The organism is Larkinella soli (assembly GCF_003703975.1).
GTDB classification, from domain to species: domain Bacteria; phylum Bacteroidota; class Bacteroidia; order Cytophagales; family Spirosomataceae; genus Larkinella; species Larkinella soli.
In genome coordinates this window covers 67,108-82,468 of sequence record NZ_QTJY01000016.1, presented here as the reverse complement: position 1 = coordinate 82,468, position 15,361 = coordinate 67,108, and the positions used below count along the sequence as shown (strand labels likewise).

Sequence of the window (15,361 nt, the reverse complement as noted above, 5' to 3'; positions counted from 1 at the left end):
AGGGGTTAACAGATTTACGATATATAAGACAAGATCCCGTTGTTACCAAATGTACACTTTTTACCCAAAAACACTATCTCCGTTTGGCGGATGGTTGTTCAACGGCAGCCTGTAAATCCCGCACCCGGGGAATCAGCTGGCTGGCGGGGTAGTCGCGAATGAATTCATTGAGCGCCTGGCGGTACGGTTCCACCCCTTTGACCTTGCCGATCAGGATGACCCGCAGGAGCGCCATCTTGTCTTCGATCAGGCTGCCCGTCACGGCGGGCATGGCGGCTTCGGCCCGGCTGAGGGCTTCGGTCAGGTTTTCGGCTTTATACAGCGCATAAATCTCTGCGTAGGTCCGCTGCGACTGAGCCTCATTGGTATTGGTTTCCGACGATTTGCCGATCTGCCGGGCGTAGGAGGAATTCGGGAATTCGGCGAGCAGCTTATCTTTCCAGGCCGTCGACCGGCCCAGTTGTTCGCCGGACACCCACAGGAGGTAATAGACCTCCGGTTTGGTCTGGGTGGTCGGGAAGCGGGTCAGCAGCGTTTCAAAGGTGGAAATGGCCTCTTCCGGCTGATTGAACTGGAATTTATAAATTTTGCCGAGGTGGTAATAAGCCTCCTCCAGCCGCTGTTCCGATAGCCGCTGGGCATCGGGAGTCAGCGGAACGGTCGCATACAGAGCTTCTTTCCGGCCCTTCCGTTCATCATTCGAGAGGGCCGTCGGCCGGGCCTGGTCGGTGCCGGATGCATTCAGCGTAGCCGCCGACTGGGCGGGCGCATCGGCCACCGCCGTCTGGGTGGAGGTTTCCTTCTGGCTGCGTCGCCAGTTGTCTTCCAGCGTCCGGTTACCCCAGCGCTGGGCAAATTCGGCCCGTCCCTGGGTGATGTTGACAGGGTTGTAGAGATACCACTTCTGATCGGCCGGAATGTCGGAGCTGGTGGCCGGCATCTTCACGGACTGAGCGGCCAGGGCCTGCATCCGGGCGGCTTCTTCCTGCTCCTTTTTCACCTGCCGGTCGATGGTCTCGTCGAGCAGGCGATCCAGCGCGGCCGGATTCAGCTGCGCCAGCTTCTGGAGGCTGTCTTCGGTCCGGATGGTCGTCTGGTACTGCACAAATTCGTCCAGGGTCCGTTTCCGGCCCAGCAGGCTGTTGTAATCGGCCGACTGCTGGGGCAGCAGGGCCAGGGCGCTGTCGTAGTAAGCTTTGGCGCGGGGATAGTCATGCAGGTTTTCGAAGTAGACCTTCGCCATATCCTGGTAGGTGTAAGGAATCTGGCTGGTATTGGTGGTCGTTTCCCTGACGGATTTGCGCCAGTATTCGATGGCTTTGGGATACCGCCCGTTCCGGGCTTCGAGGATCCCCATCGTATAGTAAATCTTGTCTTTCAGGTCGTTGTTCTTCCGGTCGTTCAGCATCTGGCTGAACCGCTCACTGCCGGCCCGGCCGCCCTGGATGGAGTAGATGGTCGCGAAGAACGACTGTTCGTAGGAAGGACGGGTCCGTAAAACCGACTTATAGTGGGCCACGGCGGCTTCCGGTTTTTTGATCAGGTCATACAGCTGCCCCGCGATCAGGTGCAGGCGGGCCGTCGGCTCCCCTTTTTTCAGGAAAGGGAAGGTGGCATCGAGCAGGCCGGCCGCCACGGCATATTCCCCCTTTTTCTGGTGCAGATAGGCTTTGGTCAGATAGTAGTCGCGGGTGTTGTCTTTGTTGAGCGGCTGGGCACGCAGGTATTCCGCCACGTTGAGGCCGTTGGCGTAATCGCCGACCTCGATATAGGTCCGCATCAGGCCGATCAGGGCTTCGTGTTTTTCATCCTCGCCGGTCCCCTTGGTATTCACATACTTGAACACCTCCATGGCATTGGCATAGTCTTCCTGAAAAAGCCGGGCCTTTCCTAAAAGCAGGTAGCTGTTATCGAGCCACTTACTGTTCTGGTGCCGTTCCGCAACAATGGATGCCTTCTTGATGGCGTCGTCCAGCTGGGCTCGCAGCGGTTCGATCTGCGTAGAGTCGAAAGGCAACAGAATCGGCAGCGGCTGGTTATAATTTTCCTGCCGTTTTTTGAACTGATAGCGTTCCAGTTCGCGAATGCGGTCGCGGGCGATGAGGTAGGCGTTGTAGCGGGCCGTCAGGTTATGGAAGGCAACGGGGAGCTTTTTGGTGCTATATTGAGAACATCCGCCGGTGAGAGCCGCCATGACCAGACAAGCCACGATTCGGCCGAATCCGGAGGAAACCGCAGGGTGGGGGAGGCTAAAACGGTTGAACAACCTTCGTTGCATTATCGAAAAAGAGAAACTTGGTAACCGGCCGGAGGCTTTCTACCTTCGCAGAACCAACACAGTACTAACGCAGCCGTTATTAAATCCGTATCGAAATGCGTGCCACATCAACAAAAATACGAAAATAGGTTGACCCATGGAAGATAAAAACCCGAAAGACGACCCCGAATTCCGGAATAAACTGGACGAGGGGGTCCGGAAGACAAACGCCTTCGCGCAATACTCATCTCTTGGTTTTCAGATGCTTGGCACCATCGGCCTGGGCGTGTGGGGCGGTGTTAAACTGGATGAATGGCAGGGGAATGAAAAGCCCCTCTGGACCATTGTCCTGTCGCTGGTGGCTATCGGCGCTTCCCTGTATCTGTTTATCCGGGGTCTGCCCAAGCCATAAACGAAGCGCCGGAATCCGACCGGCTTTTGCCCATGATCCGAAGCGTCGTATTTACCATCTTATTGGCAATTGGATTTTTTGTAGCCGAACGCAGTGGTCCGACCCCCTGGCTGCATCCCTCCTGGAAGAGTATGCTCGTTTTTTTTCTGAGCGTATCCTTCCTGCTCCACCGGCTGATGGAAGCTGGTTTTCAGAACAATCGGGAAAAGTTCGTGCCGTTTTATATGGCCTCCATCGTGGCCCGGCTTATTCTGGGGCTGGCCTTTGTCGGCTTCTTTCTGTTTCGGGGCGTCACCGACCGCAAAGTCTTTATACTTAATTTTCTTGTACTATATATATGTTATACAATCTTTGAAATCTACGGTTTGAGTCGTAAATTGCGTCGCGATTTGTAAGACCGCCACTTTACGTCATATGATACGTTCGCTGTTTCATAAAATTTTCCTGAGTATTGCGCTGTTTCTGAGTACGTTCGCTGTGGTTACGGCCCAGCACGACGAACACGGACACGCCGAAGGCGAAGCGAAGAAAGAGTTCAATGTGGGTGAAATGATCATGCACCACATCAAAGACGATCACGGCTGGGAATTTGCCCACGGGCTGACCCTGCCGCTGCCGGTCATCCTGTACACGCAGGACCGCGGTCTGGAGGTGTTCTCGTCTTCCCGTTTTGCCCACGAATCCACCTACAACGGGTACGTAAAGGAACACAACCATATTTACCGGGCCGGTGCCGGGGGAGAACCGGACAAGAGCGTGAAGGTGTACGACTTCTCGATCACCAAAAACGTAGCTTCCCTGCTCCTGAGCGCCGTCATCCTGCTTCTGGTATTTTTCTCGGTTCGGAACGGATACGAGAAGAACAAAGGCAAGGCACCGAAGGGCCTTCAGTCGTTCCTGGAGCCCATCATCCTGTTCGTTCGCGACGAGGTGGCCAAGCCGAACATCGGTCCGAAGTACGAACGGTATCTGCCTTTCCTGCTGACGCTGTTTTTCTTCATTCTGGTCAACAACCTGCTGGGCCTGCTGCCCGGTGGTGCCAACCTGACCGGGAACATCGCCGTCACGATGACGCTGGCGGTGATCACCTTCCTGATCGTGAACCTGAGCGGCAACAAGCACTACTGGGCGCACCTTTTCAAGCCGACCGGCGTACCCGTCGCGCTGCTTCCGATCATGATTCCGGTCGAGATCGTCGGGGTGTTCATGAAGCCTTTCTCGCTCATGGTCCGGTTGTTTGCCAACATTACGGCCGGTCACATCATCATCCTGAGCCTTCTGGGGCTGATCTTCATTGCCAATAACCTGGGCGGTGAAGGCATGGGCTGGGGCGTCAGCTGGCTGGTTGTGATTTTCTCTCTGTTCATGAACCTGATCGAGTTGCTGGTTGCCTTCCTGCAGGCCTTCATCTTCACGCTGCTCTCGTCGATGTACATCGGCAGCGCGATCGAAGACCACCACGAGCCTGACCACGGGGTTGGCTACGAAGGCCCGGCAGCACACTGATTCCGCATTCTTTTGTTTCACTTTATACTATAATTTATCATGTTAGCTCTGTTATTACAGGCGGTTGCCGAGTACGGTTTTGACGTAATGGGTGCTGCCATCGGCGCCGGTCTGGCGGCTATCGGCGCCGGTCTGGGTATCGGTCGCATCGGTGGTTCGGCCATGGAGGGGATCGCCCGCCAGCCGGAAGCTGCCGGTCGTATCCAAACCGCCATGCTGATCATCGCGGCCCTGATCGAAGCCGTGGCCCTGTTCGCGGCTGTTATCTGTCTGCTGATTTCCCTCGGGTAATCGGCCGACCACCAGCGTTCGGGTAGCCGGCTGCATTAGGCGCCGGCCCACTACCCACCCCCTTGGAAAGGCCCGCCGGATCGAAATAGTCGTCCGGCGGGTTCCTCCAAAAAGAAATTAAAACCGCCCCGGCGGTATCGTTCCCCCGGCTTTACCGGCCGGTTTCCGGAGCGTCGAAGCATTGGTTTATCGAGAGTATTCATAAATCATAATTTGAAAATTCATGGATCTGCTTATTCCTGATATTGGCTTATTATTCTGGATGGTGGTCGTTTTCGGCCTGCTGTTCTTCATCCTTACCAAATTTGCCTGGAAACCCATCACCCAAAGCCTGAAAGAGCGCGAAGCCGATATCCAGAGCGCCCTCGACATGGCCGAACGGACCCGGGCGGAGATGGCTAAACTTCAGTCCGACAACCAGAAATTGCTGGCGGAGGCCCGCGCCGAGCGTGACGCCATCATCCGCAGTGCCAACGAAACCCGTGACCGGATCGTCGGTGAAGCCCAGGTGAAAGCCGGTGAAGAGGCAAAACGCATCATGGAACAAACCCGCGAAGCGCTTCAGTCGGAACGGACGGCCATGATCGCCCAGGTGAAACGGGAGGTGGTCGGCCTCTCGCTCGAAATTGCCGAGAAAGTCCTGCGCAAAGAACTGAGCGATAAGAAATCGCAGGAAGAACTGGTAAAGAACATGGTGGCGGAAGCCCGACTGAACTAACGTTATGGCCGAGTCTACAGTAGCGTTCCGATACGCAAAATCCCTGATCGATCTGGCGCAGGAGAAAAACAAGGTCGAAGAAGTCTATAAGGACATGGCCTTCTTCAGGCAGACGGTCAACAAAAACCGGGAGCTGATGCTGGCTTTGAAAAGCCCGATCCTGCGTCATGATAAGAAACTGAATATCCTTCGCGCTATTTTTGAAGAGCGCGTCAGTCCGCTGTCCTTCACCATCTTTAACATCATTACGAAGAAGCACCGGGAAGGAATCATGGACTCCATTGCCGACGAATTTATCCGGCAGTACAATGATCTGAAAGGCATTCAGAAAGCCCAGGTCACGACGACACTTCCACTGACCGACGAACTTCGCAGGCAGTTTATCGACATCGTTGCCAAAGCGACCGGGAAAAGCGTCGAACTGGAAGAAAAAGTAGAGCCCAAACTGATTGGCGGCTATGTCCTGCGAGTCGGCGACCGTCAGGTCGATGCCTCGATCCGGAGCCAGCTGAACGAATTACGATTGAATTTCCTGAATTAAGTATAAAGCTAAGTTAGCTATTGGAAAAGCCGCTTCCCGCTTGGGGGGCGGCTTTTTTAGGATAGGTGCGTGATCGGGTTAAAAATGTTACCTTTAATCAAACTGTCGAGCCGATCGAATGGACCTGTTGACGAAGGTACGGGGAATCGATATTCTGCAGGTCATCCGCGACCTCGGATATGAACTCCATCAGCACCGGAAGATTCTTTGCCCTTTCCATGCGGAAAAGACGCCTTCGCTGGTCCTGTATCCGCAGAATAATTCATACTACTGCTTCGGCTGCGGACGGCACGGCGATGTGGTCAACTTCTACGCCGGAGTAACCGGTCAGGAATACCGGACCGCCCTCCACGACCTGGCCGGCCAATACCTGCCGGACTATCAGCCGCGACCCTTTCCGCGTACCGACGGACCGGCGGCCCCCCGGAAAAAGCCGCTGCTCAAACCCGCCGGAAACGAACTGAAGGGCCTGCCGCCCGACACCAAAACCTATGTGTACAAGCCTCTCCACAGCGATATTTATGAGGATTTTCAACGCGTTTGCTCCAGCCAACCCGACAACGAGGTAGGCCGGGAAGCCCGGGAGTACCTCCTGAGCCGCGGGTTCTCAGACATTACCCTGCGCCAGTTTCGCCTGTTTACGGTCAACGAATATGACACCGCCCAGGCTTATCTCCGCAACAACTATGGTTTGCTCGACCTTCAGGAGAGCGGCCTGTTCAACGAAAAGGGCAACCTGATCTTTTACCGCCACCCGATCCTGATCCCCTATTACCGCAAAGGGCGCATCGTCTACCTGCAGGGCCGGGTGATCGGCAGTCCGCCGGAAAAGGTGTCGCGGTATCAGTTCCTGAGCGGGGTGCCGGTCGAACTGTTCAATGCCGACGTCCTGAGCGTGCTGAAAACCGGCCGCATGGTCTATCTGACCGAGGGCGCGTTCGACTGCATGACGCTGGTGCAGGAGGGAATTCCCGCCGTGAGCCTCGGCAGCGCCACAATGTTCAAGAAAGAGTGGATCAAGCTGTTCCAGCGGTTCGAGGTCTGCTTCATCTTCGACAACGACACGGCCGGACAGAAGGCGGCTCAGGAATTCTCGGAGCTGTTCACTCGACACCGCATTTCCACCCAGATCCGAACCGTCAAGGAAGGCTTCAAGGACGTCAATGAGTATTACACCCGGCGAAATAGGCAGTAACTGCGCTCTCCTTTGAAAATCAGGAAATTGTCGGGAAAAGGTTATTGGACCTCCTTGACGAACTTGTAGTGGGAGGGACGGAAGGTGAGCTGCTGGTAAAACCGGTGCGTATGCGTCCGTTTCTGGTTGGCCGTTACCTCCAGATTTACCAGTTGCTTTTCCTGCGCCATCTCTTCCAGCGCAGCTACCAGCTGACGGCCGATGTGCTGGTTCCGAAAATCGGGCGATACGTAAAGCTCCTGTATCTCACCCACTTTCCCGGCATGATGGAGCAGGTACTGGATATGGCAACTGACAAACCCGACCACTTCTCCCTCCACTTCGGCAACAAAATAAACGACCCGCGGGTCGGAGAGATTTCGCTGATAGACGGCCCGGAATGCTACCGCATCGAGTTGCGTTTCTTCCAGTTCGCAGATGAACCGATACAGGGTTCGGACATCCTGCTGAGTGGCCGGTCGGACATGGGCAGGGAGCGACATAACCGGATAAAGATTAGCTTAAGGTTTCGGGATGTGAAAAAGATGTGGTTAAATTTCGGTATTTTATCACGAATCCTAAACCAGATGATGAAAAAAATAGGCAGAATTGCCTTTTTGCCGTTGCTGGCGGGAGCCGTTGCCTGCCAAACCTCTTCTTCCGATCAGGAAAAGACCGCCAAAACCGATACCACCCGAAGGAATTCCTTCTCCGCCGATGCGGCTTTCCTGCAAAAATTTCATCCCGATCTGGTCACCCTGAAAGACGGCGACGCCCAGGTGCTGATCTGTCCGGCCTATCAGGGCCGGGTGATGACCAGCACGGCCGACGGCGAGACGAGTTACGGCTGGATCAACCATGAACTGATCGGTTCCGGTAAACTTCTGCCCCACATGAACGCCTTCGGCGGGGAAGACCGCTTCTGGCTGGGGCCGGAAGGCGGGCAGTTCGGCCTGTTTTTCCAGAAAGGCAAAGCGTTCAACGGCGACGACTGGCAAACGCCTGCGCCCATCGACTCGGAACCGTTTACCGTCGAATCCAAAGACCAGCGTTCCGCCCGCTTCCGCCGGGACTTCCGGGTGTCCAACTATTCGGGGACGGTGTTCGACCTCGGCGTGGAACGGGAAATCCGACTCCTGCGGCCTGAACAGATCAACCAGGCGCTGGGGGCGTCCGGTATTCCGATGAGCGAATCGCTGAAAATCGTCGGGATCGAATCGGTCAATACCCTGTTCAATCGGGGCAAAACGGCCTGGACGAAGGAGAAGGGTCTCGTTTCCATCTGGATTCTGGGGATGTTCAACGCTTCCCCCCAAACCACGGTCGTCATTCCGTTTCGGCCCGGCGCCGGGCCGGCCATCAACGATGCCTATTTTGGGAAAATCCCGCAGAACCGACTGGTGGTGACGGACAGCGTGGCTTTTTTTCGGGCGGACGCCAACCACCGGGGTAAAATTGGGGTAGCGCCGGAACGGGCCAGAAACTGGATCGGCAGTTACGACCCGACGACCCGGACGCTGACGCTGGTGACCTTTACGTTCAATCCCGGTAAAAGAGACTACGTCAATTCGGCCTGGGAGATTCAGGAGCAGCCGTATCGCGGGGACGTGGTCAACTCCTACAACGATGGGCCGATGAAACCCGGCCAGCCGCAGATGGGCCGATTCTATGAACTGGAAAGCTCCTCCCCGGCGGCCGCGCTCGGTCCCGGTGAGCGGTTGACCCACACCCACACGACGCTGCATATTCAGGGCAATCCGACCCAGCTCGACCTCATTGCCCGACAGTGGCTCGGGAGTCCGCTTGACCAGATTACGGGTGCCTTTCCCTAATTTCAACCGAATGTTCCCCTTACTTTTAACCAATAGATAATTAAACCGACACGATGATTTTTCCAGCCATTTCCCGACGTAACCGAAAGGCCGTCGTCTTTCTTTTTTGCGTAGGTCTGATCCATAGCTCGTTTGCCCAGCGGCCGCCCGCCGTGCCGCTGGTGACGATTGATCCGTATACCAGCATCTGGTCGTTCAGCGACCGGCTCAACGACTCCCCAACCCGCCATTGGACCGGCCGTGCCCAACCGCTCGACGGCCTGATCCGGGTCGACGGCAAAACCTACCAGTTCATGGGCGCCCCGGCCACCCGGCTGAACACCCTCGTACCGACGGCCCAGAAAACGGCTTACGAAGCCGCCTATGTGCTGGAAAAACCGGCGGACGGCTGGGAAAAACCGGACTTTAATGCCGCCGCCTGGAAAGCCGGTCAGGCCCCGTTCGGCAATCAGAGCGACCGGCACCCGGCTACCCCCCGAACCGAGTGGAAAACCGACGTCTGGCTCCGCCGGACCTTCACGCTGAACGGCAATTCCTTCGAAAAACCGCAGCTGCTGCTCAGCAACAACGACGGGGTGGAGGTCTACCTGAACGGCGTCAAAGCCTATGAAAACGAGGGCGGTGTCAGCGATTACCAGGTGCGGCCCATTAACCCCGTGGCGCTGGCTACTCTGAAACCGGGCCCGAACCTGCTGGCGGTGCATTGCAGAAACCCGCAGGGAAACTCCTTTGTGGATGTCGGGCTGGTGGATGAGCAGATCGTCAAACTGCCCCAGGCCATCGCCAAAGCCGAGCAGCAGTCTCTGACCGTCACGGCAACCCAATCGGCCTATACCTTCAAAGCCGGGCCGGCCAGCCTGACCGTGACGTTCACTACCCCGCTGCTGCCCGATGAACTGGAAACCCTGACGCGGCCGGTCACCTACCTTACCTACACGGTTCGTTCGGCCGACGGCAAACCGCATCAGGTGCAGCTGCTGACCGGCGCATCCGGCCTGTTGGCCGTCCATCAGCCTGACCAGGAAGTGGATGATAAAGTGCTGGTGCTGGGCGACCCGTCGGCCGCCCGTAAATCGGTGGCCCTGTCATTGGGTACGACCACCCAGAACATTCTGGGCCGCAAGGGCGACGATGTCCGGATCGACTGGGGTTATGCCCTTCTGTCTTCCCCACAGATGACGGGAGCGGCTTTCGGCACCGAATCCGATCTGCTCAGCCAGTTTGCACAGGGAGGAAAAGTCGGCGGCACTTCGTTCCCGGCCCGCCCGGCCGCTCCGGCTTCCGATCAGATGATGGCCCTCTCAAACGACCTCGGAACGGTTTCCGGCCAGCCGCGGACGGTTCATACCACGCTCGGTTACGACGATCTGTACTCGGTCCAGTATTTCGGACGCAACCTGCGGGCCTGGTGGCGTCGCGATCCGAAAATGACCGCCGGGAAAATGCTGGAGGATGCGGAACGGGAATATAGCCGGCTGATGGAAAAATGCCGTCAGTTCGACCAGGACCTGTACAACGAAGCCCTGAAAGCCGGGGGTAAGGAATATGCCGAACTCTGTCAGCTGGCTTACCGGCAGGCCATTGCCGCCCACAAAACCGTTGAAGGGCCGAACGGCGAGGTGCTGTTTTTCTCCAAGGAAAACTTCAGCAACGGGTCCATCGGTACGGTGGACGTAACCTATCCGTCGGCGCCCCTGTTCCTGCGGTACAATCCGACCCTGCTGAAAGGGATGCTCGAACCGATCTTCCAGTATTCGGAAACCGGCAAGTGGACGAAGCCCTTCGCGGCCCACGATGTCGGGACGTACCCGCTGGCGAACGGGCAGACCTACGGGGAAGACATGCCGGTGGAAGAATCGGGAAATATGCTGATTCTGACGGCAGCGATTGCGCAGGCGGAGGGCAACGCCGAATACGCCCGCAAGCACTGGCAGACGCTGACCACCTGGGTCGATTTTCTGCTGAAGGAAGGCTTCGACCCGGCCAACCAGCTCTGCACCGACGACTTTGCCGGTCATCTGGCGCGCAACGCCAATCTCTCGGTGAAAGCCATCATGGGCATTGCGGCCTACGGAAAGCTGGCCGGCATGCTGGGGCAGGCCGACATTGCCGAACGTAACCTGAACCAGGCCCGCAGCCTGGCGAAGAAGTGGATGGAGATGGCCGCCGATGGGGATCATTACGCCCTGACCTTCGACAAACCGCAGGGCAGCTGGAGCCAGAAATACAACCTGGTGTGGGACAAGCTTCTGAAAACGGATATTTTCCCGAAAGAGGTGGCCCGGAAGGAAATCAAATATTACCTGACGAAACAACAGACCTACGGCCTGCCGCTCGACAGCCGGAAAACCTACACGAAGGGCGACTGGATCATCTGGACCGCCACCCTGACCGAGAACCAGAAGGATTTCGGCGCCTTCATTCAACCTCTGTACAGGTACGTCAATGAAACGACCAGCCGGGTACCCCTGTGCGACTGGCACGAAACCACGAACGGACGGCAGGTTGGCTTTCAGGCCCGGTCCGTGGTCGGCGGGTTCTTTATAAAACTGCTCGATAAGTAGAGGGTGGTTTTGATTCCGCCAAAGCGAAGCCTTGCTCCGGCGACCCGGCCCTCTCAGACGCTGTTTGGGGAAGCGTTTTGCCATCCCGACGCAGGAGGGATCTTATGGGTAAGCACTTAAAGCGATCGGTTATTCGGGCACAAGATCCCTCCTGCGTCGGGATGGCAAACCCCTGCAAAGCCACTCCCCCTCCTTGTTAAGGAGGGGGTTGGGGGGTGGTCAATCCTTAAAAATCCAGAAACCAGACGGCGTAAGGTTCCAGAGTTAGTGTTTCTGCGCCGGTCTCCAGTTCCTTTCCGGCCTTGTACGCGTAGACGGCCGGCGTCAGGCCCGCTTCGACGGAAACGCTTTCATCCAGCACCCGCACCGACACCGGTCCAGGCACCGGCCGGATGACCGTCTGCAGTTCACTTGTCAGGTTGCAGAGGATCAGTCGGTTACGGTGGCCGTCGGTCAGGTGGAGGCTCTCCACCCGCAGGGGGTCGCTGCTCGTGGTGGGCAGGCAGCTGCCGTTCCGAAATTCGTTGACCGCCCGCAGAACCCAGTATACGGGGAATACGGTTCCCGCAGCGGCATGAAACTGGCCGGTAAACCGGCTCGCCGAACTGCCCTGTAAAATTCCTTTTTCGCCGACTGCTTCAAAATACGTGATGGAATCGGCCCCGGCCTGAATCAGGCGTTTCAGGCTGCCCACGGTCCAGGCCGCCCCGAACAGCGACATCTGCCGCGGGTCGACGGCAAACGGCATGCGGGTCGGGTCCGAAACCGGGTCGTCGCCGGTGGCGTCCGGGTTGAAACGGGGGCGGAAGGTCACCGGCGAAACATGAACCCGCGAAATCCAGCCGTGGGTGTCGCGCACCGAGTCGGCCTGGGCTTCGAGGTTTTCCACCAGCGTTCGGTTGTCGAAAGCGTGGGCCTGCGGGTTGATGGAATAACTGAAAAAGTCGAGCCGGCCGGCGGGCGGAGTAAAGCGGTTGAGTTCCGTATAAAACGCATTGGTGCCCGCACCGATCAGCGCCTGGGGCAGCGCCTGCCGCAAGGGCCCTTCCACCTGTTCGATCAGGGAAGCGGGGGTGGTTTTGGCAAAATTGCTCAGGAGCAGGACGGAATAGATCAGATCGTGGTCGGTGATTTCTTTCAGAAAGCCGTATAATTCGAAGCTGGCCAGCTGGTTGAAGAACAGCACCAGCTCCAGTCCGGCACCGACGGCCCGGGCTTCTCCGACGGCCTTCCGGAAATCGGCCGGCCAGTTCGGCTCCCGTAAGTCGATCTCGACGCGTAGGTGATGAATATGAGCTTTTTTCAGCAATAAAACCGCATCCTCGTCGAACGGCTCCCGCCCGACGCTCAGGCCGATGGGTGGTATCGGAACGGCTTTCGAGCCGGTTTCAATGGTTACCGCGGAAACCGGTTCCGCAGAAAATAAGCCAGGAGCTGCCGGTATTTTCAGACGCAGTTCGAGCGTCTGCTGAACCCGATCACCGGGTTGCAGCGTCACCGGAAAGGGCCGCGAAAGCGGGGTGCAGTAGGTTTTGTAGGAAGCATCCGACCAGTTGCGCTGGTCTTCGGTTTCGAAGACGTCGCCGACGAACCACAGGACCGCCGAGCCGCCCACGGCGACCGGCCACTCCATCTCGCGGATGTTCAGGAAAGGCTGGTGGGGGCTGATGGTCACCGGAAAAACCGCCTGTGACCGGCTGCCGTCCGGGTGAGTGAGCAGGCAAAGCTCCCCGGCGCACTCCTGCACCGGATGCAGCACACAGAAGCCGACCCGGTTCCGCCGGAACTCCGAATGGGCCTGCCCGTCGATGCTGAACTGGAGCGTTCCGTCCGGCTCTCCGATGATCTCGCAGTGCCAGCGAAAGTCGATGGGACCCGTCGCGCAGCGGCAGGAATACCGGATCCGGAATGAATCCTCCTGTTGGTCGATGGTTTCTTCCTCGATGGTACAGGGTGCCGTCGCCCAGTTATGGTCGCGAACGGCGTGGTAGATCATCCGCAGCACCTCGTGGCTGCCGAACCGGATCCGGCGGAGGAAGCCGTTCTCATAAAGCATCGTCAGGGGACCGGCGCGGAGGGTGTGCGCCACGGGCAGGGGTTCTTCCCGGCCGTAGCGGATCACGTTGGGTGAGTACATAGAAAATCAGTATTCCTGCAATTGGTCGGATTCGAAGATATGGTGGCCGGAAAGACCCTTCCGGGCCATTTCAAGCATGGCATTGGCCACGCTGTCGGCCCGGATGCCCCGGTAACGGGCCGGAAGCAGCGGGTTGAGCAGTTTCATCAGCCCGGCGCCGATTCGTTCGCCCAGCCGGAATTCCCGGCGGTCGCCGAGCAGGAGGGAGGGCCTGAATATGAGGCAGGTGGGGTAGGCGAGGGCACCGATATCCCGTTCGACTTCGCCCTTGATCCGGTTGTAGAAAATCCGCGAATTGAAATCCGCTCCCATGGCCGAAACCAGCAGAAACTGGCGGGCACCGTTGGCGAGCGCCAGCCGGGCAACGTCGAGCGGATACTGGTAGTCCACTTTTCGGAATGCTTCTCTGGAGCCTGCCTTTTTCATAGTCGTGCCGAGGCAGCAGAAGACGTCGTCGGCCTGGGTCAGTAAACCGTTCGGGTGGTCGAAATCATACTGAACCTCCTGAAGGCGGGGATGTTGCCACCCGAGCGAATGCCGAACGAGCACCTTGATCTTTTCGTACGCCGACGATTCCACCAGCCGGTTGGTCAGCAGGCTGCCGATCAGTCCGGTGGCTCCGACGACAAGCGCCGTTCTGGGGTTGGGTTGGGTCATCGCAGGGGCCTTTCTCTGTTAGGCTTGCTAATTTATAAGCGACTCTTTATTTTTTACCAGTTTATTCAGAAAAACTACTCAATGTGACTTCTTTCGTTCCTTTGGGCCCAAAACCAATCTCCCATGAAATCGACCTTTTCCGCATTCTTTTTCTCCGCCCTGGTCTACTCGGCCTGTGCGCAGGTTACGTATCCGACCATCGGCTCCATCGAACGTCTGGATCCGAAACTGGACCAGCTGCTGGCCAAAGACGCTAAAATCGAGGTGCTGGCCACCGGCTTCGACTGGTCGGAGGGGCCGGTCTGGGTGAAGGAGGGCGGTTACCTGCTTTTCTCGGACGTGCCGCAGAATACGGTTTTCCGGTGGTCGGAGAAAGAAGGCTGTACGCCTTTCCTGAAACCCTCCGGTTATACGGGCGTGGCCCATTACAGCGGTGAGCCCGGCAGCAACGGCCTGACGCTCGACCGGCAGGGCCGGCTGATTTCCGCCGAGCACGGCGACCGGCGTATTTCGGTGTTGGCGCTGAATGGGGGTGGGGGGAAGAAAACCCTGGCCGACAATTACCAGGGCAAGCGCTTCAACAGCCCGAACGACGTGGCCGTCCACTCCGGCGGCAGCGTTTATTTTACCGATCCTCCGTACGGCCTGCCTGAGCGCGAAAAAGACAAAAAGACCCGCGAACTGGATATTCACGGCGTCTACCGGGTGACACCGGACGGCCGGGTGACGCTGATCGTCGGTGACCTGACCCGCCCGAACGGAATCGCCTTTTCACCCGATGAAAAAACGCTGTACGTCGGGCAGTCGGACCCGGACAAACCCTACATCATGGCCTATCCGGTGCAGGCCGACGGAACGGTCGGGACGGGACGGATTTTTTACGACGGCAAGGAAGGAATGCGGCAGAACCTGGGGGGCGTCCCGGACGGACTGAAGGTGGACCGGAACGGCAACGTGTGGTCGAGCGGCCCGGGCGGTATCGTCATCGTGGCTCCCGACCGGCCGGCCGGACCGGGAAAGCTGCTGGGCCGCATCCGCACCGGGGCGGCCACCGCCAACTGTGCCTGGGGCGACGACGGGTCTACCCTGTACATTACGGCCGATATGTATCTCTGCCGGGTAAAAACCCTGGCCAAAGGACCTGGCTTTTAAGCCGGAAGCCCCAAACGGCGGAGCCTGACCAGGCTCCGCTTTTTTATTTGCCGACCCTCCGTTTTTTGGCATTTAGCGTTAATTTTGTACTTGATTCGGGACAAAACGTGTTGTTGAAAT

At 57.7% G+C, this 15,361-nt stretch carries 14 protein-coding genes; 10 read left to right on the top strand and 4 right to left on the bottom strand.

Features of this window, described 5'->3' with window-relative positions; all coding sequences use genetic code 11:
- Nucleotides 1-73: 73 nt before the first annotated feature.
- A complete protein-coding gene (porW, locus tag DX909_RS23530; protein ID WP_128547739.1) occupies nt 74-2,194 on the bottom strand; it encodes a type IX secretion system periplasmic lipoprotein PorW/SprE in 2,121 nt (706 codons plus the stop codon).
- 220 nt (nt 2,195-2,414) lie between these two features.
- Between porW and DX909_RS23525 the strand changes: the two genes are divergently transcribed.
- The 7 genes from DX909_RS23525 (at nt 2,415) to DX909_RS23495 (ending at nt 6,920) form a co-directional block, all read left to right on the top strand.
- Nucleotides 2,415-2,669 (top strand): AtpZ/AtpI family protein, encoded by a 255-nt coding sequence (locus DX909_RS23525; RefSeq protein ID WP_128547685.1) that lies wholly within the window; start codon nt 2,415-2,417, stop codon nt 2,667-2,669.
- Nucleotides 2,670-2,800: 131 nt separating this feature from the next.
- Complete coding sequence (locus DX909_RS23520; RefSeq protein ID WP_229311163.1) at nt 2,801-3,064, top strand: hypothetical protein; 264 nt, start codon at nt 2,801-2,803, stop codon at nt 3,062-3,064.
- Between the two features lie 19 nt (nt 3,065-3,083).
- On the top strand, nt 3,084-4,175 hold the full coding sequence (atpB, locus tag DX909_RS23515) for a F0F1 ATP synthase subunit A (protein ID WP_128547683.1): 1,092 nt from the start codon (nt 3,084-3,086) through the stop codon (nt 4,173-4,175).
- Between the two features lie 39 nt (nt 4,176-4,214).
- Nucleotides 4,215-4,466: an ATP synthase F0 subunit C gene (atpE, locus tag DX909_RS23510; RefSeq protein WP_128547682.1), complete on the top strand. Its 252-nt coding sequence runs from the start codon at nt 4,215-4,217 to the stop codon at nt 4,464-4,466.
- A gap of 223 nt (nt 4,467-4,689) precedes the next feature.
- Entirely contained in the window at nt 4,690-5,184 is a 495-nt protein-coding gene (gene atpF / locus DX909_RS23505; protein ID WP_128547681.1) for a F0F1 ATP synthase subunit B, read from the top strand.
- A 4-nt stretch (nt 5,185-5,188) separates the two neighbouring features.
- Nucleotides 5,189-5,725, top strand: a complete 537-nt coding sequence (atpH, locus tag DX909_RS23500) for an ATP synthase F1 subunit delta (RefSeq protein WP_128547680.1) — start codon at nt 5,189-5,191, stop codon at nt 5,723-5,725.
- 118 nt (nt 5,726-5,843) lie between these two features.
- Complete coding sequence (locus DX909_RS23495) at nt 5,844-6,920, top strand: CHC2 zinc finger domain-containing protein (protein ID WP_128547679.1); 1,077 nt, start codon at nt 5,844-5,846, stop codon at nt 6,918-6,920.
- Nucleotides 6,921-6,961: 41 nt separating this feature from the next.
- On the opposite strand, the gene DX909_RS23490 is transcribed toward DX909_RS23495, so the two are convergent.
- Entirely contained in the window at nt 6,962-7,402 is a 441-nt protein-coding gene (locus DX909_RS23490; RefSeq protein WP_128547678.1) for a GNAT family N-acetyltransferase, read from the bottom strand.
- A gap of 84 nt (nt 7,403-7,486) precedes the next feature.
- On the opposite strand from DX909_RS23490, the gene DX909_RS23485 reads away from it, so the two are divergent.
- The gene (locus tag DX909_RS23485) at nt 7,487-8,731 is read left to right on the top strand and encodes a DUF6786 family protein (RefSeq protein ID WP_128547677.1); all 1,245 of its coding nucleotides are present in this window, start codon (nt 7,487-7,489) and stop codon (nt 8,729-8,731) included.
- Nucleotides 8,732-8,784: 53 nt separating this feature from the next.
- The gene (locus DX909_RS23480; RefSeq protein WP_128547676.1) at nt 8,785-11,295 is read left to right on the top strand and encodes a glutaminase family protein; all 2,511 of its coding nucleotides are present in this window, start codon (nt 8,785-8,787) and stop codon (nt 11,293-11,295) included.
- 226 nt (nt 11,296-11,521) lie between these two features.
- Here DX909_RS23480 and DX909_RS23475 read toward each other — a convergent pair whose 3' ends face one another.
- Both DX909_RS23475 and DX909_RS23470 read right to left on the bottom strand, forming a co-directional pair.
- Entirely contained in the window at nt 11,522-13,432 is a 1,911-nt protein-coding gene (locus DX909_RS23475) for a D-apionate lactonase family protein (RefSeq protein ID WP_128547675.1), read from the bottom strand.
- Between the two features lie 6 nt (nt 13,433-13,438).
- The gene (locus DX909_RS23470; RefSeq protein ID WP_128547674.1) at nt 13,439-14,089 is read right to left on the bottom strand and encodes an oxidoreductase; all 651 of its coding nucleotides are present in this window, start codon (nt 14,087-14,089) and stop codon (nt 13,439-13,441) included.
- A 123-nt stretch (nt 14,090-14,212) separates the two neighbouring features.
- Here DX909_RS23470 and DX909_RS23465 point away from each other — a divergent pair, with 123 nt between their 5' ends.
- Nucleotides 14,213-15,241, top strand: coding sequence for an SMP-30/gluconolactonase/LRE family protein (locus DX909_RS23465; protein WP_128547673.1), 1,029 nt, complete (start codon nt 14,213-14,215; stop codon nt 15,239-15,241).
- Nucleotides 15,242-15,361 lie beyond the last annotated feature (120 nt).